Below are 25,399 nucleotides of genomic sequence, written 5' to 3'. Positions count from 1 at the left end.
CTTAGAGATCGTGTATCTTAATCAGTTGAGTTTATTACAAGGAACATCGACGCTGAATTATGAATATTGCCTTGATAGCTGGCCTTTGTGTCATATTGCTCGGCCTGATTGTCGGCTACAACATTTTGGCTCAACAGCGCAAACAGATTGAATCGCATAAGCGTCAAGAAATGGCCAAACACATTGCGGTAATCGACGCTACCGAAGAGCTAATTGGTAACGCTCATAACCTGCCTTATAGCGGGACTTTGTTAGTTTGTTTGAACAAGAAGATCCTTGATTCACTCAAAGCAATGCATGAGATCGATAACTCAGATAAATCTATTCCGCAGCGTATCAGCGCCACGCAAGCGCAAATTGACCAAATTAAACAGAGTTTCTCGAACAAAGAATCGACATCATTTCGTGTCCCAGATAGCGACCGCCAAGCCATTTCCATGCTGAAACTGGTAAAGCGCCTTCGCTCAGTGATTAAAGCAGAGCACTCAAAAGGCCGTTTACAAACCCAAGCCTTTGTGGCTGAAAATGCGCGCCTTGAGCAGATGCAGCTCAAAATCAATATTGAGAACGTGGTGAAGCGCGCTAACGAAGCGAAGCGCAAAGGCCAGTTAGGAACGGCACAACAATTGTTGAAGAAAGCGATCGATGTATTGGGCACCAAAAACGACAATTACTCGGCGCAAATGAAAGAACGCCTTCAGCAAATGCACACTGAGGTGACAGAAACACTCAATACCGGTCACGAAAAGAACAAGTCCGATCAAGAGCAAGAGAAGAGCGAACTCGACGAACTCTTCGCACCAAAGAAAAAATGGTGATGGGCTCAAAGCGAATAATAGACTCAAAAAAGGCGCTTATCGCGCCTTTTTTATTGGCTTAACGCCGGCATCTCCGGCTTAAGCGCTAAATCGCATTTTGATATGGTCAAGCACCCCATCCGACGCTTCTTCCAGCAAATCCAAGACTTTTTCAAAGCCCTGCGCGCCACCGTAGTAGGGATCGGGGATTTCCTGTTCTTCGCCCTCACTCCAACTTAAAAACAAAGAGAGCTTGGATTGATGCGCGTCCGGACACATCATTTGTAAGTCGGATAAGTTGCTCTGATCCGCCGCCAATATCATATCGTGTTTTGCAAAATCATCGGGCTGGATCTGTCGAGCACGAATACCTGCGAAGGAATACCCTCTCGCTTCTCCCGCTTTTTGACTACGTGGGTCGGGCGGATTACCTTGGTGGTATCCCGCCGTCCCTGCCGAGTCGATACGAACCGCCAGTCCTCTGGCCTCAGCACGTGCTCTTAGCACGGCTTCAGCTGTCGGTGAGCGACAGATATTGCCTAAACACACCACCAACACACTGGGTATCGTTGCCGCTTCCTTCATTCACTATTACTCCTTTTGCCTGCGAGCTCACAGTGTATCAGGTCGTCTATTTGCGCGACTAGCTTAGTGCCACCGTATAATCAATCACAATTAAATCCTCAATCACGGGACGAAACACTTCCTTTAACGCTTCGTGTGCAGGATGGGGCAAATAGGTTTGTCGCGCCGTCTCATCACGAAAGGTCATTAAAATCACATGGCTGTAGCCTTGGTTTTTCCCCTCTGGGCTATTGTTTTCGCCCCACTCTACCGACTCTACACCTTCAATAGTTGAGGGCATCGCCTCGAACGCATCACGGACAGCCTGAATCTGCGCATCGCGTGCATTGGGCACAAACCGTACTACCAGTACATGACGTATCATTTTAAATTCCTTGTTGATTTGCCAAATCGACGCTTAATTGTTCGGAAAGGAACTGATTGAATGCTTGCCAAGACTGCTTGTCGGCTTGTTCGCGATAACGCTCCGAACCAAAGACAGTAAAGGCATGAGGTGCCCCAGCATACACTTGCGACCAGTAGTCAAGGTTGGCAGCTTCGAGTTCATTAATCAGCTGCGCAAATTCACTCATGGGAACGGCTTTATCCGCACCACCGTGAGCAATAAAAAGTGGTGCAATATCTTGTGAATACGCCTGCCCACTTGGGGTTTCCAAGCCACCGTGAAAACTGGCATAACCACTGACTGGCATCTGCTGCGGATTGCGTGCAAGTTCGAGTGTCACTGTCCCGCCAAAGCAATATCCTGCCACCACAGGCGCCTCAATCCCTTGCGACTTTGCCGCTTCCATGCCCGCTTGAATTAAGGTTTGCATCCGTGCTCTATCTTTATACAGCGCGCCTGTCGCCGCCCGCTTCGCCTCTAGCGTTTGAGGCCGGTTCCCTTTACCGAACATATCAAGCGCAAAAACACGATACCCCATTCCCGCCAACATGTCCGCTCGTTGCTGCTCATACTCAGTCAGCCCATCCCAGTCATGGATGATCACCACACTGCCCTTTTCAACCGAGCTAGGGGTCGCTAGATACCCGGAAAACATCTCATTGTCCCATTGATAATCGATCTGCTCTCCCGCCAATACCGGAAGTGAGAAAAGACATGTTACTGCCGCTAGACGTCGCATTGTTTGTTTCATCATTTCATCCTTGGTTGGTCTAGGTATGGGTGGTATTCAGTGCATGGTCTCTTTACTATAGACACAGGTTCATCGTTTATTGGAAATCAAATGTCTGAACAGGGTCATAAAAAACGCCAACAAAAACTCAAAGAGATGGTTGATGCCCGCGTAGAAGCGGCTCAGCAAGAAAAAGGATTACTGCTGATAATAACGGGGAATGGAAAAGGCAAATCAACCTCTGCCTTCGGTACAGTAGCACGAGCAACAGGCCACGGGCTCAAATGCGGGGTGGCGCAGTTTATAAAGGGAACGTGGGCATGTGGCGAGCGCGATCTGCTATCGCAGCATGGCGTTGACTTTCACGTGATGGGCACCGGATTTACATGGGATACCCAAGACAAAACCGCGGATACGGAAGCCGCGCAGCAAATCTGGCAACACTGCCAATCCATGCTGGCTGATCCAAACTACGACTTGGTCGTTCTTGATGAGATCACCTATATGATCACCTACGGTTATATTGAACTAGACAGCGTGGTCGCCGCATTACAGGCAAGGCCCGCCGACCAATCAGTGATTATCACCGGCCGAGGTGCCCACCGCCAGTTGGTAGATATGGCCGATACGGTCTCAGAAGTCCGTAACGTGAAGCATGCGTTTGATGCTGGGATCAAAGCGCGCCAAGGTATCGACTGGTAGTTCTGGTTTTAACCATAAAAAAATGGGCGAATACGCCCATTTTTAGTGATGCTGCTGCCCAACCTCAGGAGGATGAACGGACCTTTGCCTGTTGTTCCTCATTCGGGTAGCAATCTTTTTGATTACACAACAAAGCATCAATCGACTGGTCGCCGAGTAAGCGCCGCCAGAGGGCAGGGATAGTGCGAGGCAAGACCGGCCCTGGCTCTAGCTGACGCGGGGGAACAGGGCGCCATTCTCCTTGGTCACTTTGCTCGGCAAGCAAAAACTGGAACGGCCGATAGTTCGCCATACCTAATCGCAAGTCTGTGACAACTTGCTGCCCCCCACGATTTTCATAGCGTAAAAAGTCTCGTGCAAAAAAGCGCAAGGCGGTCAATGATTCTGACTCCGCCAGTGGCCATCCTTGCTGCTCAAACGCCATCCAATCAATCTCAGGCGTTTTGTCCAGTCGCGAGGCGAGTCCTTCCCAATAGGTCTGCTCACCTCTCACCACAATACGCCAAAGCACCGTATTAAACGGTGTGGGGGTAATAAACATGGGCTTTCCCGCCAGCTCAGTACCTTGGGTTTGTTGCGCCACGCGCGCTTTTATTTGCTCAAGCTGATACACAGAACTTAACAAATAAAGAGTCGATGCGATAAGTCCAACCACGCATAGCCTTGCTGCGTTCGTTCTCCATACTAGGGCCGCAAGCACACCGATCAGCAGTGGTAGCGTATACAAGGGGTCGATGATAAAAATACTGGCGACCGCAACAGGCGGCTTATCTAGCGGCCAAAAGAGCTGTGTGCCATACGCCGTCATGGCGTCAAGTAATGGATGGGTAACCAACACACTGACCACCAACACCATCAGCTGCCATAAAGGCCATGTTTTATCACTCAAGCGCCACCAGAGTGCCGCTATCGCGACACCCAAGGGCGGTAACACAAACAGTGAATGGCTAAAGCCACGGTGGTTGACGGTATTCGCCACCGGATCGCCATAATCAATCACGACGTCGAGATCTGGTAAGGTTCCTAACAGAGCCCCCGCTAAGAGCACCTTAGGGCTACAGCGTCGGCCTGCGATCACACCCGAGACAGCCGCGCCCAAGGCAGCTTGTGTTACAGAATCCATATGCGATATCTGTCCTTTATCCCGTTTGTATTACATAGTTTGGTACCGCATAAAGCGATCATTTAAACAAGTTGAGTAACTTGTCAGCGGCTTCTTTCACTTTCTCGTCATCGGCTTTATCCCCGAGTAACTTTTTAATGCCGCGTTGCGCTTCTTTACGCGCTTTCTCTTCCAGCACTTTATTGCTACTCAGTAGCTTTTTAATGTCGAGTTTGTAGCTTGGCGCCTGCCATGTTCCCGCAACATCAACGGGAATGGTCACATCCCGCAGTTCATCGATGTCTTTGCCGCCTTGGCCTTTGCTGGTCTCGACCACTGAGGTATACACCGCAAAATCGAGCGTCTCTTTCAATAAATCTGTCTGCCCTTCACTGCGTACGCGCAACGCAGGTGCTTCCAGCAATAAATCGTTGGTCCGCGCCATCCCATTTCCAAGCACAAAGCTTGCGGTCAGCGCACTGAAGTCGGTTTTACGGACTTCGTCAACATATTCCGACTTCTCACCTTTGAGCGTTGCCTTGGCTTCACGCAGCATCTGCGCCAAATTGATCCCATTGATTGCACCGTCTTCAAAGAAGATCGCAACACGGCCATTGATGGCTTCACGCAATGCATAAGGAGATAGCCCCTTACCTTGTACATTGACGTCAACGTTTCCTTTGCCTGCTAATAGATCAACTTCGGCAGCGTCTTGAAGCAGCGGTAGCACCTCGATACCTCGCGCCCGCTTGCTGACCTCGTACCGTGCCGGCGAGACTGACGCATCCAATACCGCACTTGCCGATACCGTGCCTTGATAGGCCTCTGTCACAAAGCGCGATAAGGTGACTTTACCCCGGTTAATGGCCACTTCGGTTTCAGTTTGACCGAGTTCGACGTTAGCGACTTTGAGTCCTTGAAGGGCAAGGGTTCCCGCTACATCCAATTGTTGTAGCGCGGATAGATCAGGCTCTTCTCGACTCAATGCTAGCGTGGTTTGCTCTTGTGGGGCTGCCGATGATGAAGACGCCGAAGCGGCATTGCCTTTATCTTGTTGGGGCGCCTCTGTCGTCGTGGGCAGTAATGCATCCACATCAATGCGGTTGGTGTTCAGCGCAAAACGAACTTGGGGAATATCAGTGAGCTTGACGGCCACTTTGCCATCCACGATCACTTGGTCGGTGTTTAAACGACCAACAAGATCCGTCACCGTGACCGCATTCGCGTCCATATCATAATCAATATCCGCTGCCAGCTGCTGCGTGATTGACTGGTTAGGCACCGCCTCACCCGAGACCGTAGTCAACATATCCAGCCCTTGAATCGCAAACTGCCTCAAAGACGACGCAACCGTGACTTGCGCTTTACCCGACGTTTCTACGTCCATATCTGCGGTCTTTAACTTGGCGTTAAACCCAAGCGCTGAAGCTTCATCCAGCGCAAAACTTTCTAAGGTAAGATTTGCTTCGCGCAGTGTCACGTCTCCCGATTGCGCAGATAATGTCATCGCAAACTGACGTAACTGACTTTGCATCGGATCGGTCATCAATTTCACATCACCTTGGCCTTGCAGGGAAAAGGTTTCTGCATTTTGGCTTCCCACCAGCGAAACGCTTACCGGCGTCCACACCGCCGGTGCCAAATTGCCAATCTCTACATTCACCTCATCAAGGCGTGTCTGTGTACTCGCTTGATCATCTTTGAGCAGCACACTGGCATTACTGACACGCAACCCTTGTAGCGTTATATCCCAGCCAGCAGCCTGTGTTTCGGCTGGTGATGCTGAGTTGCTCGGTGTCACAGGTGTGCTTTCCGTGGTGGTTTCAGACTCGGCTTGCTGTGGGGTAAGGTTAGTTTCACCATTGGCAAGCGTTTGGACAAAAATACGCGGATCTTGCAGTAAGATTTCACCCACATGGAGCTGCTGAGACAGTAAAGGCAACACATCAATAGACATTTGCGCGCGCGACAGCGCGAGCAAGTTTGGCTCATCAAACCCGGGGCGGTTTTTCACTGCCACATCCGCCACTGAGAAGCCCAAGCTCGGCCAAAACTGCCAATCGATATCACCATCAATGACCAAATCAAAGCCAGTTTGCTGTTTCACTTGCTCAACTAACATCGGCTTAAATTGATTCGGGTTAATGGTGGCGACAACGGCGGCCAGACCACCGATAAGGATGACCAGTAACCCAGCCACTATCGCCGCAATTTTCTTTACCATCACTGTATGCTCCTTGTTCGCGTGGCGAAAATAACGCGTTATATTTGATAGCGTTATCGACCACAGTTCGACAATCTGGTTCCATTTCATCAAAAAATGCGCCCGTAGGCGCATTTTGATAGTTAAGCCTTATCTTGGCTAATTCGCGAGGCGACCGCCCCTTGTTGGTTCTTATATTTGGCGTTATCACGCTTATTGTAGGGTTGCTCTGCCGGCCCTGACATGGGCTCAAAACTAAGCGCGCCAATGGGCATGCCTGGGCGCAGTGCAAGTGGCAAGCGGCCATTATTATAAAACTCTAACACAATGCGGCCCGACCAACCTGGATCGATACGATGCGCAGTCACATGCACCATCAGTCCCAAACGCGCCAATGATGAACGGCCATCAAGCCAGCCAACAATATCATCGGGTAACGTCACGGATTCATGAGTGACTGCCAGAGCCAGCTGCCCGGGGTGCAAATAAAATGCCTCCCCTTCAGCAACCTCGATTTCATCACTCATCACCTTTTCGAGTTGCGCATTGACCTCTTCTTTTGGGCCAGACAAGTCGATGTAGGGGGCGCCATGATCATTAAAGACACGAAATTGGTTACCTAGAGTCACATCAGCCGTGACACCTGAAATCGATGCATCAGCCGGACGCGGATCAATTTTGATGCGGCCATCATCGAGGTGCTCTTTGATATGCCTGTCGCACAGTCGCATCGGGGTTCCTCACTGTAGATGGTTTTAGAACACGGCATCACGCAAGGTCGCATGTGCCGCTATTCGCTAGATTATCGGTTGGTTTACGCTTTTAGCAAACGGGCAATATGCGCTTTTAGCACATCAATGGCAATCCGGTTTTTACCCCCGCGAGGCACAATGATGTCTGCATATTGTTTTGACGGCTCAATAAACTGCATAAACATAGGGCGGACCGTCTTTTGATATTGCTCCATGACAGAATCCATGGTGCGGCCACGCTCGGCAACATCACGTTTCATGCGGCGTAGCAAACAGATATCAAGTGGGGTGTCCATAAAGACGCTAGCGTGGATCAAATTGCGAAGACGAGGATCGGTGAGCAGCAGAATACCTTCGAGGATAATGACTTTTTTCGGGGTCATCGTCGTGGTTTCCGCCATTCGGGTGTGCTCAGAATAACTATAAACTGGCACATCAACCGACTGACCGGCGACCAATGCTTCCAAATGCTCACACAACAGATCGTGATCCAGTGCCTGTGGGTGGTCATAATTCGTTTTTACGCGCTCTTCCATGCTGAGGTGGCTTTGATCGCGGTAGTATCTATCTTCCGTGATCACGCCGATTTGATGATCGCCGACTTTTTCCTTTAATTCCTTATAAATGGTGCTGGCGATAAGGCTTTTACCGGATGCAGAGGCGCCTGCGATGCCGATAATAACGCAGTGGTGGTTGTTATCACTCATAATATGAATACCCAGAGGAAACTTGGCGGAATCAACATAAACCGCCTGATTATAGGGAGTTGAGCCGGCTGGCGCCAGTGAAAATCTTGCTTGATCGCCACATCAGCCGGCATTCGCGTCTCAACAGCGGTCCGTGCTCAACCTCTAGGACAAGGTTTGTATAGCTATCTGTTCAGGACGCGTTTCACCTTGCCAATACAGTTTACTCGCCACCGTGCTCGCCATATCACGATACGCATGGGTATGCTCGCTCTCAGGACGTGCCACGACACTTGGCTTTCCGCTATCAATGTCTTCACGAATGAATACATGCAATGGCACCTGCGCCAAAACTGGCGTGCCTTGCTGCTTCGCCATTTTTTCCGCGCCGCCCGTGCCAAAAATTGCCTCATGATGCCCACAGTGAGAACAAATGTGATAACTCATGTTTTCAACCACCCCTAACACAGGGACCGAGACTTTCTCAAACATCGCCACGCCTTTTATCGCATCGGCGAGTGCAAGGTCTTGCGGCGTCGTCACGACCACCGCGCCGTTTACCGGAAACTGTTGCGCCAAACTTAATTGAATGTCGCCCGTCCCCGGTGGCATATCTACCACCAAATAATCCACGTCAGGCCAGTGGGTTTCATTGATTAATTGAGCGAACGCTTTCGACGCCATCGGACCACGCCAAACTGTCGCGTTGTCGGCCGGGACAAGATAACCAATCGAATTCGAGACAATGCCATAGCGCGACACAGGCTCCATCAGTTTGCCATCGTGGGTTTGCGGTTCGCTATGCTGTGCACCGAGCATGAGAGGCACAGATGGTCCATAGATATCTGCATCCAACAGCCCCACACTTGCCCCTTCCGCGTGCAAGGCGAGCGCTAAGTTCACCGCTGTGGTGGACTTACCAACGCCCCCTTTTGCCGAACTGACCACAATCAGGTTTTTCACCCCTTTTACCGGCGCTTTGTCACCGGCTTTCAGCGGAGCGACGCGCTGGGTCAATGAAAACTGGCTTGCGTTTTCCGGTACCTGTACGGCGAGCCAGTCAGAGAGCGCTTGGATGATCGACCCCGCGGCAAAAGGAAACACCACCTCAATACTGTTTTCATGATCCTTGACCCAATGCGGCTGGCTGGCCCATTGGTCGATCAACCCCGGATGAGAGAATTGATTAAGTAACGTCACCGCTGCGTCTTGGCTCATCACTGATGCCGCTTTTTTCGTTGATTTGTTCTTTTTGCCGCCAAAAAACATGCTTCACCGTCCAATTTATTCATTATTTGGGTCCGCGTCCCTAACCAATTATGCGTAAACGCCTTATGACACGGCCTTGCTCTAGGCAAGGCATATCGTATCAGGTAAGATTTCCGCAATCATTCCATTCATATCATAAGAGCGAACAAACAAGATTATGGCTGCAAACCCACGTAAAATTTTGGTGACCTGTGCGCTGCCTTATGCGAACGGCTCAATCCATTTGGGCCACATGCTCGAGCATATTCAGGCAGATGTATGGGTCCGCTATCAGCGCCTGCGCGGCAATACCACTCACTTTATTTGTGCCGACGATGCTCACGGCACGCCTATTATGTTGAAAGCGCAGCAAATGGGCGTGGAGCCCGAAGCCATGATCGCCGATGTGCAAAAAGAGCATAAAGCCGACTTTGATGGCTTTAACATCAGCTTTGATAACTATCACAGCACACACAGCGAAGAAAACCGCGAGTTGGCGTCATTCATTTACACCCAATTGCGCGATAAAGGCTATATCACCAGCCGTACGATTTCACAGCTGTTCGATCCTGAAAAAGAAATGTTCTTACCGGATCGTTTCGTCAAAGGTGAGTGCCCGAAATGTCACGCCGACGACCAATATGGCGATAACTGTGACAACTGTGGCGAAACCTATGCACCGACGGAGCTCATTAATCCTCGCTCGGCAGTCAGCGGTGCCACCCCTGTGATGCGCGACTCTGAACACTTTTTCTTTGATTTGCCGCAGTTTGAGCAAATGCTGAATACCTGGACCAAATCAGGTGCGCTGCAAAGCGAAATTGCCAACAAAATGAACGAGTGGTTCGAAACCGGTCTACAACAGTGGGATATCTCGCGTGATGCGCCCTATTTTGGTTTTGAGATCCCAGACCAACCCGGTAAGTTCTTCTACGTTTGGCTCGACGCCCCAATTGGTTATATGGGCTCGTTCAAAAACTATTGCAACAAGCACAACGACATCGACTTTGACGAATACTGGAAAGAAAATAGCGAAGCCGAACTTTATCACTTTATCGGTAAAGACATCGTCTATTTCCACAGCTTGTTCTGGCCAGCGATGCTGGATGGCGCTGGATTCCGTAAGCCAAACAACGTCTTTGTGCATGGCTATGTAACAGTAAACGGCGCGAAAATGTCCAAATCGAAAGGGACATTTATCAAAGCCAGCACTTATCTAAAACATCTCGACCCTGAGTGTTTGCGTTACTATTACGCCGCGAAGCTAAACAGCCGTATCGATGACCTTGACCTGAGCTTGGATGATTTCATCCAACGCGTAAACTCAGACATCGTCAATAAAGTGGTCAACCTTGCTTCGCGCAACGCTGGTTTTATTAGCAAGCGTTTCGATGGCCAATTGGCCGATACCTGTGCTGAGCCTGAGCTTTATCAGTCATTTGTCGACAAAGCCGAGCACATTGGTGAGCTTTACGAAGCACGCGAATACAATCGCGCTATTCGCGAGATCATCGCCTTGGCAGACAAAGCAAACCAGTATGTCGATGAGAAAGCCCCTTGGGTGGTTGCTAAAGAAGAAGGCAAAGACGCCGAGCTTCAAGCTATTTGTTCTGTCGGCATTAACCTATTCCGCGTGCTCATGACATATCTGAAACCTGTGATGCCTCAGCTTGCAGAGCGTGCCGAAGGATTCTTGAATGACACCCTGACTTGGGAAAGCATTGCTCAGCCACTGACAGGCCACGCCATTAGCAAGTTTAAAGCGCTGTTTAGCCGTATCGATCCGAAAGCGGTGGATGCCATGATTGCCGACAGCAAAGAAGATGTCGCGGTGGAAGAGGCAGAAAAAGCGAAAGCGCAAGGTCCTTTAGCGGATGATCCTATCGCTGAGGAAATTGAGTTTGGCGATTTTGCAAAAGTCGATCTGCGTGTGGCTAAAATTTTGGAATGTGAATCCGTGCCTAAAGCGGACAAGCTGCTCAAGTTTAAGCTCGATATTGGTGGTGAAACTCGCCAAGTGTTCTCTGGGATTAAATCGGCTTACAAGCCTGAGGATTTAGTCGGTAAACACACGGTGATGGTCGCAAACTTGAAGCCACGTAAAATGAAATTTGGCATGTCAGAAGGCATGATCCTCGCTGCGGGACCGGGTGGCAAAGAGTTGTGGATCCTTGAACCACACGAAGGCGCCCAAGCCGGCATGCGTGTGATGTAAGCCAAGACTCACTGGCACCGCGCCACCTTGCGGTGCTGAGATGAGCGTAAAAGAGAGCCTTGATGGCTCTCTTTTTTATGCGCGCTTTTAGTGAAACATTCGCCAATGCGTCAAAACAGTGCATCACTTCACCAGCACAGTGCGAAAACGGCGCAGTTTTCTTTCATTGTCGGCTGCCTAGCCCCTTGCACAGGGCGTGATAAATCTCTCATTTTAGGCACGATTCCTGCTGGGTAGGTCATATCAGCGACTGAAACGCAGGGAGCGACTATGGAATGGCTATTAATGGTAGGAACATTAGCATTGAGCATCGCGGTGGTGGTAGCGGTACAGCTTTTCCGTCAGCGCCCAGATTTGCACTTACACCAACTGCATGAACTACGTGTGCTGTTACAGCATGCTCAGCACTTAGCCACCCAACCCAGTATTAGCTCAGACGACTACCAAGTGCTGTTAAGCCAAACGCGTCACCTTCACCAACTGGCTCCTCAAGCGCAAAAGCCGATGTATCGACTCTTTTTTCACCACCTTCATGCCTTACCGTCTTACGACAACGACACCCAAACCCGTATGAAAAATCGGGCTCTGCAACATATCGTCTACTTGGTGGATGAAGCAGTCCCGCCAGCATTGATCGCGCAACGCGACGACACCCGTTTGGAGAGCTATCAGCAAATCTGGTATACGATTTTAGAACTATTACAAGCAAGGCAGCGTTACAGCCATGCGGCATACCAAGAGCAACAATCCGCGCGCAACGCCCAGCAATCTCTCACTTTGCACCAGCAAATACTCGCGAAGCGCTTACGCCAACTGCAGGCTTTGTCATTGGCCGACGACATCCAAAAAGAAATCACCCAGGTGTTAAACCAGCTCGCGCAGTCAGAACAACTGCCCTTTGAGCATAAAGTTGCGCTATCGCAGCGCGTAAACCGAATTATGCTTCATGTGCTCGACAGCTTTATCGCACGTGTGCTGACACGCTATCCCTGCCAACACGATGATGCACTTAGCCCCATCGCGCCGTTTCCTCAGTCAGGTTCGGGGCAATGACCTGCCTCAACAGCGTGTCGTCACCCCAATAAAAAAGGGCCGGCAATCATGCCGACCCTTTGTTCTTTAACCCTGACTCACTTCATTAGCCAATGTGCGTTTGACCGCCCATGTATGGACGCAATACTTCAGGGATTTCAATGCGGCCATCTGCTTGTTGGTAGTTTTCTAAAATAGCTACCAGAGTACGACCAACGGCCAAGCCAGAACCGTTCAAGGTATGCAGTAACTCAGGTTTTTTCTCACCTTTGCGACGGAAACGCGCCTGCATTCGGCGTGCTTGGAAATCTTGCGTGTTTGAGCACGAAGAAATCTCACGGTAGGTGTTTTGTGCAGGTAACCAGACTTCAAGATCATAGGTTTTCGCCGCACCAAAGCCCATATCGCCGGTACACAGCAACACTTTACGATATGGCAGGTTAAGCAGTTGTAACACCTTCTCTGCATCCGCAGTGAGTGATTCAAGTGCTTGCATAGAATCTTCTGGCTTAACGACTTTGACCAGTTCAACTTTGTCAAACTGGTGCATACGAATCAGGCCACGGGTATCGCGACCATAGGAGCCAGCTTCTGAACGGAAACACGGTGTATGTGCCGTCATGCACAGCGGCAAATCGGCCTCATCGACAATTTCATCACGCACCATGTTGGTCAGCGGTACTTCCGCGGTTGGGATCAAGGACATCCCTACCCCTTCTTCGGTGGCCGGTTTGGTGTTAAACAAATCTTCACCAAATTTTGGTAACTGACCTGTGCCATAAAGACTGTCTGCATTCACCAAATAAGGCACGTACATCTCAGTATAACCGTGCTCGTTGGTATGTAAGTCGAGCATAAACTGGGTCAAGGCACGATGCATACGCGCCATCTGTCCTTTCATCACGATAAAGCGTGAGCCCGACAGTTTCACAGCACTGGCGAAATCAAGCCCGCCAGAAAGCTCGCCCAAATCAACGTGATCTTTGATTTCAAAATCAAACTGACGCGGCTCACCCCAACGAGACACCTCGAGGTTTTCAGACTCGTCTTTACCCGTTGGGACTTCATCGGCTGGCAAGTTTGGCACCGCCATTACCACGTCGTTCACTTTCTGTTGCAGTTCAGCCAGCTCGGCTTTTGCAGCGTCCAGCTCGTCACCCAAGTTCGCGACTTCTGCTAGTAGTGGCGCAATGTCCTCACCCTTCGCTTTAGCCTGGCCAATGGACTTCGATCGGGAGTTACGCTCTGCTTGCAATTGTTCGGTGCGAATCTGCAGGGATTTACGTTGTTCCTCGAGTTCACGTATAGCGTCAACATCGAGCGTAAAGCCACGACGAGCGAGTTTTTGAGCCGTTTCTTCCAGCTCAGTTCGAAGTAATTTGGAATCCAGCATGCTAATCCTGTGCTTTTCGGGTTGATTAGTTGATTATCACTTGTCATCACGATTTGAAGACAAGCTGCGATCGTGCGTATTGTATAACGCGATTGGCCGAGGGTGACCGTGGATGTCACCACTACTAGGCGACTGCGCCTTGATGGTGCAGCCGCACTTTAAACCTTACCCAAAAAGGGTGAAGTTGCCTAGCGCTTTTGCGGGCTTTTTGCGTCAAGCTCGTCCAGAAAGGCGAGCTTTTCAGCGATTTTAATTTCTAGCCCGCGATTAACGGGCTGGTAATAACGCACATCACTGACTTCATCGGGCAAATAACGCTCACCGGCGGCGTAGGCATTCGGTTCATCATGGGCATAACGATACCCGTCGCCATGTCCCAAGCTTTCCATCAGGGCCGTCGGTGCATTACGAAGGTGCATAGGGACAGGGGCATTCGCCGTGGCTTTTGCATCGCGCAGCGCTTGTTTCCACGCGGTGTAGACTGCATTGCTTTTAGGAGCACAGGCAAGATACACCGCAGCTTGTGCGATCGCGCGCTCACCTTCCGCCGGCCCGACGCGGGTAAAGCAATCCCATGCGTTCAATGCAACCTGCATGGCACGCGGATCGGCATTACCCACGTCTTCAGAGGCAATCGCTAACAATCGACGCGCCACGTACAAGGGATCCCCTCCCGCGGACACGATACGGGCATACCAGTACAAGGCTGCATCTGGGTTAGAGCCGCGCACGGACTTATGAAATGCTGAAATGAGGTCATACCATGCGTCGCCTTGCTTATCGAACTGTGCCACCTTCTCCCCAGCGACGTCTTTCAGCATCGTCATAGTCACCGCACCATCAGCCATATCGGCTAACATTTCCAGCAGGTTCAAAGCCATGCGCGCATCGCCACTACAGGTGTCCGCCAGAGCGTCTTTCACCCCCGTATCAAAACGTAGCTCTCGCTCACCGAGTCCACGGTTTTTATCCGCCAATGCTTGGTCAATCACCGCAATCAAATCATCACGCTCAAGCGCACTCAGCCGGTACACCCGCGCACGTGATAACAAGGCGTTGTTTAACTCAAAAGAGGGGTTTTCAGTCGTGGCACCAATAAAGGTGACTGTCCCCGCTTCAACATGCGGTAAAAACGCGTCTTGTTGGCTTTTGTTGAAACGGTGAACCTCATCAACAAACAGGACAGTACGTACTCCGGCTTGTTTATTCTGCTCTGCACGCACAATTGCATCGCGAATTTCTTTCACGCCCGAGGTCACCGCAGACAATCGTTCGATTTCCGCATTGGCTTGACGAGCCGCGATATCTGCCAAGGTGGTTTTGCCGGTGCCCGGTGGGCCCCAAAAAATCATTGAATGCAGGCTGCCAGATTCGATGGCGCGGCGAAGAGGCTTGCCCTCGGCCAGTAAATGCTGCTGGCCAATGTACTGACTTAACGAAAGCGGCCGCATGCGAGCAGCAAGCGGCCGAAAGTCGTCAGCAAAATCTAGCGGTAGTGTCGACAATCTTCTCTCCCGTGATTAACGCGGCTGACGTTGATCATCCACCAGCACCGAGTCCGGTGGCGTAAATTCAAACAAGGACGCATCCGGTGCCTGACGACTAAACTGGCTGAGCGTGAACTGGCTTTGCTGCCCATCTTGCTCGGTCACCCGAAAATGGGTCAAGGTGCCATCCGGTTTTACCGTCACGGCAAACGTGCCAATGCTCCCTACCGTTTTGGGGGTCAGGGTAAAGGTGTCACCTTGCTGGGTAATAGTGTACATCTGCCAATCGTCTGGCTGATTGCGGGTTAACAACACAAACGGGGTTTGTGCGGTCGCATCGTCTAACCACATGGCAGTAACTTGCTCGACAAACGGGCTGTAGTACCACAATGTTTCCCCATCAGAGATCATGATATTTTCATCGGGTGTGGTCGTGGTCCAATTGAACAAGTTGGGACGTTCAATAGATAGTCGTCCTTTTGCAGCGTGGATCTGCTCCCCTTCCGGGCTGATCACAGCCTGTTCAAAATTGGCGCTAAAGGCATCCACTTTACTCAATCGGTCCATCAGCTGCTGCTGGGCAGTGGATTGCGCTTGAACAGCAACCGCAAACATCAGCGTCAGCATCGCGATTAGGTGGCGATAAAAAGCTTTCATTTTCATACAACGTCCATCTGATTACGCTTTCGGTGGCGGTGGCGCCAACACTTCTCGGTTACCGTTGTGGCCCGGTGAACTTACGACACCGTGTGCTTCGAGTTGTTCCACAATTCGAGCCGCACGGTTGTAACCAATTTTAAAGCGGCGTTGCACCCCTGATACAGAGCCGCGGCGGCTTTCGGTGACAAACTCAACCACTTGGTCAAACAGCTGATCCAGCTCTTCGCCATCCGCGCCTGTCGGGGTTTCTCCCGGCAATAAGCTATCGGAACCCTGATCGCCATGAGTGATCTCTTCGAGATACTGCGGCTTACCGCGCGCTTTCCAGTTGTTCACCACACGGTGCACTTCTTCGTCACTGACAAACGCGCCGTGCACTCGGATAGGATGGTTAGAACCGTTGGGCATGAACAACATATCCCCCATGCCCAACAGCGACTCTGCACCCCCTTGGTCCAAGATGGTGCGCGAGTCAGTTTTCGTGGAGACGGTGAAAGCCATCCGCGTCGGAATGTTCGCTTTGATAAGGCCGGTGATCACATCAACGGATGGGCGCTGGGTGGCAAGCACTAGGTGAATACCCGCTGCTCGGGCCTTTTGCGCCAAACGGGCGATCAGCTCTTCCACTTTTTTGCCCACCACCATCATCAGATCAGAGAACTCATCAACGACCACGACGATATAAGGCAGCTTTTCTAGCGTAGGGGCCGTTTCATCCATGCTGTCACTCGGTTTCCAGAGTGGGTCTGGAATCGGGTTATTCGCCGCCTCAGCGGCTTTGACTTTCTCGTTAAAGCCTTTGAGGTTACGAACACCTAACGCCGACATTAGCTTGTAGCGTCGCTCCATCTCGCCAACACACCAGCGCAATGCATTGCCCGCATCCTTCATGTCGGTGACCACTTCGGTGAGCAAATGCGGGATCCCCTCATACACAGAAAGCTCCAGCATTTTCGGGTCGATCATGATAAAGCGGACATCTTCCGGCGCCGCTTTATAGAGCATACTGACGATCATAACGTTCACACCCACCGACTTACCCGAGCCAGTAGTACCGGCGACCAGTAAGTGAGGGGCTTTGCCTAAATCGGTCACAATCGCTTCACCAGCAATGTCTTTTCCTAACACCACAGAAATCGGCGACTTGCTGTTCTTAAAGCGCTCGCTGCCAACCACTTCCGACATAAAGACGGTCTCGCGGTTTTCATTGGGTAGCTCGAGTCCGATATAAGGTTTACCTGGGATCACTTCCACTACCCGCACCGCGGTGGTCGACAAAGAACGCGCCAAGTCTTTCGACAATCCAGAAATGCGCGACACTTTGACACCCGGCGCTAAGTCCAGCTCAAAACGCGTAATCACGGGCCCGGGATAGACCCCCACAACACGCGCTTGGATTTTATAATCCTCAAGTCGTGCTTCGACTAACCGCGCGATTTGTTCAAGCTCTTCCCGTGTCGCCTGTGAAGCGGTTTTTCGCGCAGGATCGAGCAAATCTAAGGTCGGGAAAGGCTCCGCAGGTTTTGGCAAGTTTGGCTCATCTTTGACTAAGAAAGGATGATCAAGCCCAGCAGCCTGTTGCTGGGCTTGCTGCGCTTTACGAATCGTTTCTTGGAACGGATCCTCATCGTCCTCAGCCGCCCCAGCGGCTTGCTCGGCACGCTCTAACTCAGACAAACCGTCTTGATTGCCATAGGTGGTTTCATGAGATACCGGCTCACTCGCCACCTCTTCACTTTCGTCACTTCCTTCACTTCCAACACTTCCATCGCTGGATGCATCGGTCTCTTGCCACGGCGGTAATGTTTCATCCCCCGGCGCGTCATCCGACAGCGGTACGTTCGGTTGGGTTGGTTCGTCTTCTGGCTCGACAACCCCTTGCCACTGTCCCAAGTTAGGCTCAGGGTCATCCAGTGTTTTGCCATCGTCATCGGCGGGTAAGGCTTGTCCCCCAAAGATAATCGGCGTGCTTGGTGCGGCTGATGCCCTATCCTCTGGGACTTCTTGCACACTCGGAGACGGGGTGAAGCGGCGCAAATCACTTAATTCCATCGGCTCTGCCGCGTCAGTCACCTTGTCTGACTCAGTGACGGTTTGTGCAGCAGGCTTGCCAAGCTCAGTCACCTTATCGCCACGGAGGCGGTTAACCAACCAAGTAGTGGCCCTTAAGGTCACCGCTCCTAGATTATCCACAATGCTTAGCCAAGAGATCCCAGTAAACAATGTAAACCCTGCTGCCCAACAAAACAGCATCACCAATGTGGTGCCTAGTACGTTAAGCAGTGGCAATGCCAAACTGTTGGTGACATCGCCCATCACTCCCCCAGAGGAGAAATGCCAAAAATCATCAAAATTGAGATCGGCTAGCGAACAACTGGTTAGGAATAGAACGAAAAGCCCTAAGATCCTCGCGGCTAAAATCGTGTAGTTGAGTGGCTCGTCGTCGCCACGGCGGCGCAAGAAAACCCACCCCCCCAGCATGGCAGCTGGCGGTAATGGGTAGGCCAAAATACCGAATGAGAAAAAGAGGCTGTCGGCGACCCACGCCCCTAATGAACCTGCCGCGTTGTGCACATCACCGTGCCAAGCAGTTTGTGACCAAGAGGGATCAGCCGGATTAAAAGACAGTAGCGCAACCATCACAAAGACGGCCGCTGCCAGCACCAAGATAAAGCCACACTCTTTCAAACGCTGAGCGCCATCCAATCGCACCTTGGGCTGAGCCGATTTGGGCTCACGACGCAAAGAAAACTCCATCATCACCTGTTTACTACTTTTCGTTATTCGCATTCCCCACCATGGTTTGAGGTTTGCATTCGCCACTGCACTGACTTTACCACATTCGTGCCTGAACGGCAGGCATGATGCGAGTCAGCGATGAATCTTTACCGAGATATCACATAATTGTTGCTGATTAAGACAAAAAAGAAACCGAGCACGGTGGCTCGGTTTCATCGTTTGGGGGATCGACACCAATGTGGCGATTGGCAAACAGGTTTAGCGGGTGCGAATCACCAAATGATTGCTCTGCTTCACCTCTTCCATTACCACGTAAGTGCGTGTGTCATTCACACCGGGCAAACGCAGCAAGGTTTCACCCAATAACTTGCGATATGCCGACATATCAGCTACTCGTGTTTTAAGTAGGTAGTCAAAATCACCGGAGACAAGATGACATTCTTGAATGTCTTCCAGTGTTTGAACCGCTTTATTGAATTGCTCAAACACATCTGGTGCGCCACGGTTCAAGGTGATTTCGACAAACACCAGCAATGATGCGTCGAGAAACTGGGGATTGAGCAGCGCCGTATAACCAGTGATATAGCCTTGGCGCTCCAAGCGACGGACACGTTCGAGACAGGGGGTAGGAGAAAGACCGACTCGTTTAGATAACTCAACGTTTGAAACACGCCCATCCTTTTGGAGCTCATTCAGGATGTTGCGGTCAATGCGGTCCAATTCCTTGGAGGGCTTTTTTTTGGTATCTACCATTTTTTATTCCACCTTGTTACTTCCTTGCAAAAAGATATACCGAATTAAATAACATCTTTATAAATTTTAGCATCAAATGCTGATTTTTTCCCTTTATACTAGCCTGAAAATTGACAATATCAACAACTAGCCAGCCGATAACACTGAATAAACAAGAGGTGACAGCATGATCATTGGCGTTCCAAAAGAGATCAAAAACCATGAATACCGCGTTGGTATGGTTCCAGCAAGTGTCCGCGAACTTATTTCTCACGGCCACTCTGTTTACGTAGAGACCAACGCTGGTAACGGTATTGGCTTCTCTGACGACGACTATAAAGCCGCCGGCGCATCTATCCTTCCTACCGCGGCTGACGTGTTCGCCAAGGCCGAGATGATTGTTAAAGTCAAAGAGCCGCAAGCGGTTGAGCGTGCCATGCTCCGTGAAGGACAGATTTTATTCACCTATCTGCATCTTGCACCAGATTTTCCACAAACAGAAGACTTAATTAAGAGTAAAGCCGTCTGTATCGCCTATGAAACCGTAACAGATTCTAAAGGTCGATTGCCACTCCTTGCGCCTATGTCTGAGGTAGCGGGCCGTATGTCTATTCAAGCAGGTGCACAAGCACTGGAGAAATCACACGGCGGTTCAGGCATGCTACTAAGTGGTGTTCCAGGCGTTGAACCGGCGAAAATTGTGGTACTCGGCGGTGGTGTTGTCGGTTCAAACGCAGCGCGCATGGCCGTTGGCCTACGTGCTGATGTGACTATTTTAGACAAAAATGTCGACACACTGCGTCGTTTGGATGAAGAATTCCAAGGTCGCGCAAAAGTGGTCTACTCCACAGAAGAAACACTGGAGCAACACGTTCTCAATGCTGATCTGGTTATCGGTGCGGTACTGATCCCAGGTGCAGCCGCGCCAAAACTGGTTAACGAAGACCACATCAAGCGCATGAAACCAGGTGCGGCGGTCGTCGATGTTGCCATTGACCAAGGTGGCTGTTTCGCGACATCACACGCGACCACCCATGCGGATCCAACCTACATTGTTGATGATGTGGTTCACTACTGTGTCGCTAACATGCCAGGCGCGGTTGCTCGCACCTCTACCGTTGCTCTCAACAACGCGACCCTGCCTTATATCGTGAAGTTGGCCAACAAAGGCTATCGCGATGCCTTGGTAGAAGATCAACACCTGCGCAATGGTTTGAACGTTATTCATGGTCAAGTCACCATCAAAGAAGTGGCTGAAGGCTTTGAACTTCCTTATGTGGATGCCATGGACGCATTAAAAGCCGCACATTAATGTGCGTTTTGTACCCTACAATCAAAGGGCACCGTCACGGTGCCCTTTCTTTACCCGTCCAATTTACCTACAATCAGGCCATTCAAAACGAACCTCTATCCTGCCCGGAGACGTGAATGAGTAACATTAAGCATGCTAACCTATTGATCCTTGGTTCAGGCCCGGCTGGCTATACCGCCGCTGTTTATGCGGCACGTGCCAACCTGAATCCAGTTATGATCACGGGTATGCAACAAGGTGGCCAGCTAACCACCACCACAGATGTAGAGAACTGGCCTGGCGATCCAGAAGGCCTCACGGGTCCAGCCTTGATGGACCGCATGAAAGACCATGCGGAGAAATTCGACACCGAGATTATTTTTGACCACGTCAACGACGTTGATCTGTCTCAGCGCCCATTTCGTTTAAAAGGCGACAGTGGTGAATACACCTGCGATGCCTTAATTATTTCGACAGGTGCATCCGCACAATATCTTGGTTTGCCATCAGAAGAAGCCTTTAAAGGCCGTGGGGTCTCCGCCTGTGCAACCTGCGATGGCTTTTTCTATCGCAACCAAAAAGTGGCTGTGATTGGCGGTGGTAATACCGCGGTCGAAGAAGCCTTGTATTTGTCTAACATCGCCTCTGAAGTCCATGTTGTACACCGCCGTGATAGCTTTCGTGCGGAAAAAATCCTCGTGGATCGCATGATGGACAAAGTTGAGAACGGTAACATCGTTTTACACACTGACCGTGTGCTGGACGAGGTGCTTGGCGATGAAATGGGCGTCACTGCTGTGCGCTTAAAAGACACCCAAAGTGATGCGACAGAAACGCTGGATGTCATGGGCGTCTTCGTCGCTATCGGCCATAAGCCAAACACTGACATTTTTGCCGGTCAATTGGAGATGGAAAACGGATACATCAAAGTGGCTTCCGGCCTGAACGGTAACGCCACACAAACCAGCATTGAAGGCGTTTTTGCCGCTGGCGATGTGATGGATCATGTCTACCGCCAAGCGATCACGTCAGCCGGCACCGGCTGTATGGCAGCGCTCGATGCTGAGCGCTACCTTGACGGGTTAGCTGAGAAGTAACCCTCGCGCGATCCCACGCAGGCTGCCCCTGAGCAGCCTGCTCTGCCTCACTCGCAGGCCTTTCATAAAATAATAAGACGATATGGATAAATCTAAACAGCGGGCGCTAACGAAATGGCTCAAGTCGCAGAGCGTGTTAGCCAAACCCTGGTTAGTTGCGACGATTGGCATAGCCTTTACATCTGGACTGCTACTCATTGCTCAAGCAGCGCTCCTCGCCCATTTGCTTTATCAGCTCATTATCGAACAAGCCGATAAATACAGTTTGCTGCCCAGTTTCATTGGTCTGGGGGCCGTAGTATTACTGCGTGCGGCCTGTAGTTGGGCCAAAGAGCGAACGGGCTATCGCTGTGGCCAAACCATTCGCCACCATATTCGCCAGTTGATCTTGAATCGTCTTCATGAACTCGGCCCCGTGAGTATTCAAGGTCGTCCGGCGGGCAGTTGGGCTAGCTTGCTCCTCGAGCAAGTCGAAGAATTACAGGACTTCTTTGCCCGCTATTTACCGCAAATGGCGATTGCCGTATTGATCCCCGTGGTGATTCTCGTCACCGTGTTCCCCATCAATTGGGCCTCCGGCTTGATATTCTTGATTACCGCGCCGCTGGTGCCCTTTTTTATGGCCTTGGTGGGGATCAAAGCCGCAGACGCAAATCGCAAGAATTTCAAAGCACTGCAACGACTGTCAGGCTATTTTTATGACCGTTTGCGTGGCTTACCGACACTGCGACTATTCAATCGCACTGATGCAGAAGCCGAACAACTGCATCTAGCGTCACACACCTTCCGCAAACGAACCATGGAAGTGCTACGACTGGCTTTCTTATCGTCTGCCGTGCTCGAGTTTTTTACGGCCATTTCCATTGCAGTCGTGGCCGTCTATTTCGGTTTCAGTTTCATTGGTGAACTTAACTTTGGCCACTATGGTGCCCCGATATCGCTATTTACCGGCCTATTTGTGCTGGTGCTCGCGCCTGAGTTTTACCAACCATTACGAGATCTTGGCACGTTTTATCACGCCAAAGCCCAAGCGATTGGTGCTGCCGAATCCATCGTCGAGTTTCTCGATGCGCAACCCGATACCGGCACACAAGGCCAAGAGACACCCGATCTCGAGGCTGTGACCATCACCGCGCGCGATCTCGAAGTGCTCAGCCCTGATGGCCATGTCTTGGCTGGGCCGCTCAACTTTGACGTTAAAGCCGGTGAGCATATTGCACTTGTCGGCGTCAGTGGCGCAGGCAAGTCGAGCCTGTTGAATGCACTGCTCGGCTTTTTACCCTATCGCGGCAGTCTGGTCGTTAACGGCTGTGAGCGCCGAGCGCTCTCACTCACCCATTGGCGCCAAGCGATCAGTTGGGTAGGCCAAAATCCACAGCTATTCCATGGCTCTATTCGTGACAACATTGCGCTCGCCAACCCTGATGCCACGCCAGAGTCGATTAATCATGTAATGACACAAGCCTATGTCGATGAGTTTGTCATGCGTCTGACCGACGGACTGGCTCATCCCGTTGGCGACCGTAACGGCGGACTGTCAGTCGGCCAAGCACAGCGTATCGCAGTTGCACGTGCTTTATTGCAAGACGGTGCACTATGGGTATTGGATGAGCCGACGGCAAGCCTCGATGCCCACAGCGAACAACTGGTCAATTTGAGCTTACACACAGCAACCCAAGGAAAAACCTGTATTCAGGTGTCACACCGCCTCGATGCGCTCGACAACTGCGATCAGGTTTGGGTCATGGCTGATGGCGCCATCACTCAGCAAGGCAAATTCAAAGATATCGCCGCTCAAGGGCAGCTTGCTGACATGCTAGCCTCAGCAGACAGGAGAAATCTCGATGCGTGAACTACTCCCCTACTTACGCCTGTATAAGCGTCACTGGTTTGGTCTTAGCTTGGGCATGGTGTTGGCGTTTGCCACCTTGTTTGCCGCGATTGGCCTATTAACCTTATCAGGCTGGTTTATCGCTGCGGCGGCCGTGGCTGGACTCACTGGCATGGCCACCTTCAATTACATGTTGCCCGCTGCTGGCGTGCGTGGTTTTTCTATCGGCCGTACCTTTGGGCGCTGGGCAGAGCGCGTCGTCAGCCACAATGCCACGTTTAAATTGCTTGCCGACCTGCGGGTAGCGTTTTTCCGTAAGCTTGCTCCTTTGGTGCCGGATCAAACCCTGAATGTGCGTGATGGCGACCTGCTCAATCGCATGGTGGCCGATGTTGATGCGATGGATCACGTCTATCTGCGCTTGGTCAGTCCCATGGTTGTTGGCGCCCTCGGCGTCCTTGCTGTGAGTCTGTTTTTGGGTTGGTTAGACCCAACCTTAGGGCTAGCGTTGGGCAGCTGTTTATTGGCGTTACTGCTGGGGTTGCCCGTTATTTTTTACCATCTTGGTAAGCAACATGGACGCCAGCAATTAGAACAAAATGCCGCTACCCGAATCGCCCTACTCGATTGGCTGCAAGGCCATGCCGAACTCGCCCTTTTTGGCGCAGAATCCCGTTATCGTGCACGGGTTGATAACAGTGAAAAAGCCATGCTAGCCGCGCAAGCGAACATGGCAAACGTCACCGGCTGGGCGAATGCGGTGCTGATGGCGGCAACCGGTTTAACCTTAGTTTTGATGATTTGGTTAGCTGCCGATGGTGTGGGTGGTCGCTTGCCCGATCCGCTGATTGCAATGGTCGCGTTTACCACTATGGCAAGCTTTGAGTTGATGATGCCCATCACCGCGGCTTTCCAATATTTGGGAAAAACCCTGACCGCGGCTAAGCGGCTCAACCGGATTACAGAGCGTACACCCAGTGTCTATTTTCCGCCGCAAGGACATGCCGATGCGGTGCAAGGTGAGCTCAAGCTGGATAACGTCAGTTATCAATACCCAGAAACTGCAAACCCTGCATTAAACCACATTTCTTTGCACGTACATGCGGGGCAAAAAGTGGCGCTACTCGGTCGGACCGGATGTGGAAAATCAACCCTGCTTAGCTTGTTAACGCGCGCATGGGATCCAAGCAACGGCGAGATCCATCTTGATGGCAAGCCGTTACGTCAATGGTCAGAGCCGGCGTTACGCCAAGCGATTTCTGTCGTCACGCAACGGGTCGACATGTTTAATGGCACCTTGCGCGATAACCTGATCTTGGCATGCCCGCAGGCCAGCGACGAGACGCTGACGCAAGTGTTAACCCAAGTAGGCTTGCAGACCTTGCTGGCCGAGTCAGGACTCAATGCATGGATGGGAGATGGAGGCCGACAGCTTTCTGGTGGCGAGCGACGACGGATTGGTATTGCGCGTGCCCTTTTGCATGACGCACCTATCGTTTTATTAGATGAGCCAACCGAAGGGTTAGATGTGCAAACGGAGGCGCAGATCCTATCCTTACTACAGCAACATTGTGCAAACAAAACCGTGGTGTTTATCACTCACCGCTTGGTCGGGCTTGAGCAAATGGACACCATTTGTCTCATGGATGCCGGTGAGATTGTCGAACAAGGCGATCATACTGCACTCATGGCGGCAAACGGACGCTATGCACAACTGCGACAACGCTTGTAA

Annotated in this window: 21 protein-coding genes; 8 read left to right on the top strand and 13 right to left on the bottom strand. The window is 51.2% G+C overall.

What is annotated here, in order from left to right; genetic code table 11:
* Positions 1 to 59 precede the first annotated feature (59 nt).
* Positions 60 to 818: a DNA repair protein gene (locus tag N7E60_RS05400; RefSeq protein WP_077455177.1), complete on the top strand. Its 759-nt coding sequence runs from the start codon at positions 60 to 62 to the stop codon at positions 816 to 818.
* Between the two features lie 78 nt (positions 819 to 896).
* Here N7E60_RS05400 and N7E60_RS05395 read toward each other — a convergent pair whose 3' ends face one another.
* The 3 genes from N7E60_RS05395 to N7E60_RS05385 form a co-directional block, all read right to left on the bottom strand.
* The gene (locus tag N7E60_RS05395) at positions 897 to 1,364 is read right to left on the bottom strand and encodes a low molecular weight protein-tyrosine-phosphatase (RefSeq protein ID WP_096631347.1); all 468 of its coding nucleotides are present in this window, start codon (positions 1,362 to 1,364) and stop codon (positions 897 to 899) included.
* A 76-nt stretch (positions 1,365 to 1,440) separates the two neighbouring features.
* The gene (locus N7E60_RS05390) at positions 1,441 to 1,746 is read right to left on the bottom strand and encodes a Dabb family protein (protein WP_069588837.1); all 306 of its coding nucleotides are present in this window, start codon (positions 1,744 to 1,746) and stop codon (positions 1,441 to 1,443) included.
* Position 1,747: 1 nt separating this feature from the next.
* Positions 1,748 to 2,521, bottom strand: a complete 774-nt coding sequence (locus tag N7E60_RS05385; RefSeq protein WP_269598312.1) for a dienelactone hydrolase family protein — start codon at positions 2,519 to 2,521, stop codon at positions 1,748 to 1,750.
* An 87-nt stretch (positions 2,522 to 2,608) separates the two neighbouring features.
* Between N7E60_RS05385 and cobO the strand changes: the two genes are divergently transcribed.
* Entirely contained in the window at positions 2,609 to 3,199 is a 591-nt protein-coding gene (cobO, locus tag N7E60_RS05380; protein ID WP_269598311.1) for a cob(I)yrinic acid a,c-diamide adenosyltransferase, read from the top strand.
* A gap of 64 nt (positions 3,200 to 3,263) precedes the next feature.
* On the opposite strand, the gene N7E60_RS05375 is transcribed toward cobO, so the two are convergent.
* The 5 genes from N7E60_RS05375 to apbC form a co-directional block, all read right to left on the bottom strand.
* Entirely contained in the window at positions 3,264 to 4,322 is a 1,059-nt protein-coding gene (locus N7E60_RS05375; RefSeq protein ID WP_269598310.1) for a metal-dependent hydrolase, read from the bottom strand.
* A 58-nt stretch (positions 4,323 to 4,380) separates the two neighbouring features.
* On the bottom strand, positions 4,381 to 6,525 hold the full coding sequence (locus tag N7E60_RS05370) for an AsmA family protein (RefSeq protein ID WP_269598548.1): 2,145 nt from the start codon (positions 6,523 to 6,525) through the stop codon (positions 4,381 to 4,383).
* 122 nt (positions 6,526 to 6,647) lie between these two features.
* Positions 6,648 to 7,235, bottom strand: coding sequence for a dCTP deaminase (dcd, locus tag N7E60_RS05365; RefSeq protein WP_069588830.1), 588 nt, complete (start codon positions 7,233 to 7,235; stop codon positions 6,648 to 6,650).
* An 83-nt stretch (positions 7,236 to 7,318) separates the two neighbouring features.
* Positions 7,319 to 7,963 (bottom strand): uridine kinase, encoded by a 645-nt coding sequence (gene udk / locus N7E60_RS05360; RefSeq protein ID WP_069588827.1) that lies wholly within the window; start codon positions 7,961 to 7,963, stop codon positions 7,319 to 7,321.
* Between the two features lie 144 nt (positions 7,964 to 8,107).
* Positions 8,108 to 9,160: an iron-sulfur cluster carrier protein ApbC gene (gene apbC / locus N7E60_RS05355; RefSeq protein ID WP_269598547.1), complete on the bottom strand. Its 1,053-nt coding sequence runs from the start codon at positions 9,158 to 9,160 to the stop codon at positions 8,108 to 8,110.
* A 208-nt stretch (positions 9,161 to 9,368) separates the two neighbouring features.
* On the opposite strand from apbC, the gene metG reads away from it, so the two are divergent.
* A complete protein-coding gene (gene metG, locus N7E60_RS05350) occupies positions 9,369 to 11,405 on the top strand; it encodes a methionine--tRNA ligase (protein WP_077455184.1) in 2,037 nt (678 codons plus the stop codon).
* A gap of 270 nt (positions 11,406 to 11,675) precedes the next feature.
* Positions 11,676 to 12,458 (top strand): hypothetical protein, encoded by a 783-nt coding sequence (locus N7E60_RS05345; protein WP_269598309.1) that lies wholly within the window; start codon positions 11,676 to 11,678, stop codon positions 12,456 to 12,458.
* 85 nt (positions 12,459 to 12,543) lie between these two features.
* On the opposite strand, the gene serS is transcribed toward N7E60_RS05345, so the two are convergent.
* The 5 genes from serS to lrp all read right to left on the bottom strand — a co-directional run bounded on the left by serS (position 12,544) and on the right by lrp (position 19,469).
* Positions 12,544 to 13,830 (bottom strand): serine--tRNA ligase, encoded by a 1,287-nt coding sequence (serS, locus tag N7E60_RS05340; RefSeq protein ID WP_269598308.1) that lies wholly within the window; start codon positions 13,828 to 13,830, stop codon positions 12,544 to 12,546.
* Positions 13,831 to 14,018: 188 nt separating this feature from the next.
* A complete protein-coding gene (locus tag N7E60_RS05335; RefSeq protein WP_269598546.1) occupies positions 14,019 to 15,281 on the bottom strand; it encodes a replication-associated recombination protein A in 1,263 nt (420 codons plus the stop codon).
* Between the two features lie 69 nt (positions 15,282 to 15,350).
* A complete protein-coding gene (gene lolA, locus N7E60_RS05330) occupies positions 15,351 to 15,980 on the bottom strand; it encodes an outer membrane lipoprotein chaperone LolA (RefSeq protein ID WP_096627795.1) in 630 nt (209 codons plus the stop codon).
* Between the two features lie 15 nt (positions 15,981 to 15,995).
* Positions 15,996 to 18,734, bottom strand: a complete 2,739-nt coding sequence (locus N7E60_RS05325) for a DNA translocase FtsK (RefSeq protein WP_269598545.1) — start codon at positions 18,732 to 18,734, stop codon at positions 15,996 to 15,998.
* Between the two features lie 240 nt (positions 18,735 to 18,974).
* Positions 18,975 to 19,469: a leucine-responsive transcriptional regulator Lrp gene (lrp, locus tag N7E60_RS05320; protein WP_069588819.1), complete on the bottom strand. Its 495-nt coding sequence runs from the start codon at positions 19,467 to 19,469 to the stop codon at positions 18,975 to 18,977.
* A gap of 166 nt (positions 19,470 to 19,635) precedes the next feature.
* Here lrp and ald point away from each other — a divergent pair, with 166 nt between their 5' ends.
* From ald to cydC, 4 genes are all read left to right on the top strand, one after another.
* Complete coding sequence (gene ald, locus N7E60_RS05315; protein WP_069588818.1) at positions 19,636 to 20,760, top strand: alanine dehydrogenase; 1,125 nt, start codon at positions 19,636 to 19,638, stop codon at positions 20,758 to 20,760.
* A 116-nt stretch (positions 20,761 to 20,876) separates the two neighbouring features.
* Entirely contained in the window at positions 20,877 to 21,836 is a 960-nt protein-coding gene (trxB, locus tag N7E60_RS05310) for a thioredoxin-disulfide reductase (RefSeq protein WP_069588816.1), read from the top strand.
* Positions 21,837 to 21,918: 82 nt separating this feature from the next.
* A complete protein-coding gene (cydD, locus tag N7E60_RS05305; RefSeq protein ID WP_269598307.1) occupies positions 21,919 to 23,688 on the top strand; it encodes a heme ABC transporter permease/ATP-binding protein CydD in 1,770 nt (589 codons plus the stop codon).
* Entirely contained in the window at positions 23,681 to 25,399 is a 1,719-nt protein-coding gene (gene cydC, locus N7E60_RS05300; RefSeq protein ID WP_269598306.1) for a heme ABC transporter ATP-binding protein/permease CydC, read from the top strand. Before cydD ends, cydC begins: the two co-directional genes overlap by 8 nt.

The organism is Salinivibrio proteolyticus, assembly GCF_027286365.1.
GTDB classification, from domain to species: Bacteria; Pseudomonadota; Gammaproteobacteria; order Enterobacterales; family Vibrionaceae; genus Salinivibrio; species Salinivibrio proteolyticus.
This window is presented reverse-complemented; position numbering and strand designations above follow the sequence as displayed.

Coding starts and splice junctions, on each gene's coding strand:
- N7E60_RS05400 (WP_077455177.1), top strand. CDS start 60: ATGAATATTGCCTTGATAGCTGGCCTTTGTGTCATATTGCTCGGCCTG.
- N7E60_RS05390 (WP_069588837.1), bottom strand. CDS start 1,746: ATGATACGTCATGTACTGGTAGTACGGTTTGTGCCCAATGCACGCGAT.
- N7E60_RS05385 (WP_269598312.1), bottom strand. CDS start 2,521: ATGATGAAACAAACAATGCGACGTCTAGCGGCAGTAACATGTCTTTTC.
- cobO (WP_269598311.1), top strand. CDS start 2,609: ATGTCTGAACAGGGTCATAAAAAACGCCAACAAAAACTCAAAGAGATG.
- N7E60_RS05375 (WP_269598310.1), bottom strand. CDS start 4,322: ATGGATTCTGTAACACAAGCTGCCTTGGGCGCGGCTGTCTCGGGTGTG.
- N7E60_RS05370 (WP_269598548.1), bottom strand. CDS start 6,525: ATGGTAAAGAAAATTGCGGCGATAGTGGCTGGGTTACTGGTCATCCTT.
- dcd (WP_069588830.1), bottom strand. CDS start 7,235: ATGCGACTGTGCGACAGGCATATCAAAGAGCACCTCGATGATGGCCGC.
- udk (WP_069588827.1), bottom strand. CDS start 7,963: ATGAGTGATAACAACCACCACTGCGTTATTATCGGCATCGCAGGCGCC.
- apbC (WP_269598547.1), bottom strand. CDS start 9,160: ATGAGCCAAGACGCAGCGGTGACGTTACTTAATCAATTCTCTCATCCG.
- metG (WP_077455184.1), top strand. CDS start 9,369: ATGGCTGCAAACCCACGTAAAATTTTGGTGACCTGTGCGCTGCCTTAT.
- N7E60_RS05345 (WP_269598309.1), top strand. CDS start 11,676: ATGGAATGGCTATTAATGGTAGGAACATTAGCATTGAGCATCGCGGTG.
- serS (WP_269598308.1), bottom strand. CDS start 13,830: ATGCTGGATTCCAAATTACTTCGAACTGAGCTGGAAGAAACGGCTCAA.
- N7E60_RS05335 (WP_269598546.1), bottom strand. CDS start 15,281: ATGCGGCCGCTTTCGTTAAGTCAGTACATTGGCCAGCAGCATTTACTG.
- lolA (WP_096627795.1), bottom strand. CDS start 15,980: ATGAAAATGAAAGCTTTTTATCGCCACCTAATCGCGATGCTGACGCTG.
- N7E60_RS05325 (WP_269598545.1), bottom strand. CDS start 18,734: ATGGAGTTTTCTTTGCGTCGTGAGCCCAAATCGGCTCAGCCCAAGGTG.
- lrp (WP_069588819.1), bottom strand. CDS start 19,469: ATGGTAGATACCAAAAAAAAGCCCTCCAAGGAATTGGACCGCATTGAC.
- ald (WP_069588818.1), top strand. CDS start 19,636: ATGATCATTGGCGTTCCAAAAGAGATCAAAAACCATGAATACCGCGTT.
- trxB (WP_069588816.1), top strand. CDS start 20,877: ATGAGTAACATTAAGCATGCTAACCTATTGATCCTTGGTTCAGGCCCG.
- cydD (WP_269598307.1), top strand. CDS start 21,919: ATGGATAAATCTAAACAGCGGGCGCTAACGAAATGGCTCAAGTCGCAG.
- cydC (WP_269598306.1), top strand. CDS start 23,681: ATGCGTGAACTACTCCCCTACTTACGCCTGTATAAGCGTCACTGGTTT.